Source organism: Halomonas maura (assembly GCF_030409305.1).
In the GTDB taxonomy this organism is placed as follows: Bacteria; Pseudomonadota; Gammaproteobacteria; order Pseudomonadales; family Halomonadaceae; genus Halomonas; species Halomonas maura.
Map to the genome: position 1 here is coordinate 1 of NZ_JAUFPQ010000039.1, position 1,408 is coordinate 1,408.

Annotated in this window: 1 rRNA gene; it reads right to left on the reverse strand. The window is 54.8% G+C overall.

What is annotated here, in order from left to right:
• Positions 1-1,408 (reverse strand): 23S ribosomal RNA (locus tag QWY76_RS20045); the annotation flags it as partial.

Below are 1,408 nucleotides of genomic sequence, written 5' to 3' on the forward strand. Positions count from 1 at the left end.
GCAGCGCTTCTCAAATCTCCAACGCCCACGGCAGATAGGGACCGAACTGTCTCACGACGTTCTAAACCCAGCTCGCGTACCACTTTAAATGGCGAACAGCCATACCCTTGGGACCGACTTCAGCCCCAGGATGTGATGAGCCGACATCGAGGTGCCAAACACCGCCGTCGATGTGAACTCTTGGGCGGTATCAGCCTGTTATCCCCGGAGTACCTTTTATCCGTTGAGCGATGGCCCTTCCATACAGAACCACCGGATCACTAGAACCTACTTTCGTACCTGCTCGACGTGTCTGTCTCGCAGTTAAGCACCCTTATGCTCTTGCACTCATTGCACGATTTCCAACCGTGCTGAGGGTACCTTCGTGCTCCTCCGTTACGCTTTGGGAGGAGACCGCCCCAGTCAAACTACCCACCACACACGGTCCTCGATCCGGATCACGGACCTGAGTTAGAACGCCAATGATGCCAGGCTGGTATTTCAAGGTTGGCTCCACCCGAACTGGCGTCCGGGTTTCCAAGCCTCCCAGCTATCCTACACAAGCAACATCAGCGTCCAGTGTGAAGCTGTAGTAAAGGTTCACGGGGTCTTTCCGTCTAGCCGCGGGTACACAGCATCTTCACTGCGATTTCAATTTCACTGAGTCTCGGGTGGAGACAGCGTGGCCATCATTACGCCATTCGTGCAGGTCGGAACTTACCCGACAAGGAATTTCGCTACCTTAGGACCGTTATAGTTACGGCCGCCGTTTACCGGGGCTTCGATCAGGAGCTTCGCGTGAGCTAACACCATCAATTAACCTTCCGGCACCGGGCAGGCGTCATACCCTATACGTCCGCTTACGCGTTTGCAGAGTACTGTGTTTTTAATAAACAGTTGCAGCCACCTGGTATCTTCGACCGCGTCAGGCTCCAGTCGCGAGGACCTTCACCCTAATGCGGCGTGCCTTCTCCCGAAGTTACGGCACCATTTTGCCTAGTTCCTTCACCCGAGTTCTCTCAAGCGCCTTGGTATTCTCTACCTGACCACCTGTGTCGGTTTGGGGTACGGTCCCACAGTATCTGAAGCTTAGAGGCTTTTCCTGGAAGCGTGGCATCGATGACTTCCAGACCGTAGTCTGTTCGTCTCGTCTCTCGGCCTTAGGGGTCCGGATTTGCCTAAACCCCCAGCCTACTGACTTTCACCAGGACAACCAACGCCTGGCTCACCTAGCCTTCTTCGTCCCCCCATCGCAATACTGTGAGGTACGGGAATATTGACCCGTTTCCCATCGGCTACGCTTTTCAGCCTCACCTTAGGGGCCGACTCACTCTGCTCCGATTAGCGTCGAACAGAAACCCTTGGTCTTCCGGCGGGGGAGTTTTTCACTCCCCTTGTCGTTACTCATGTCAGCATTCGCACTCGTGAT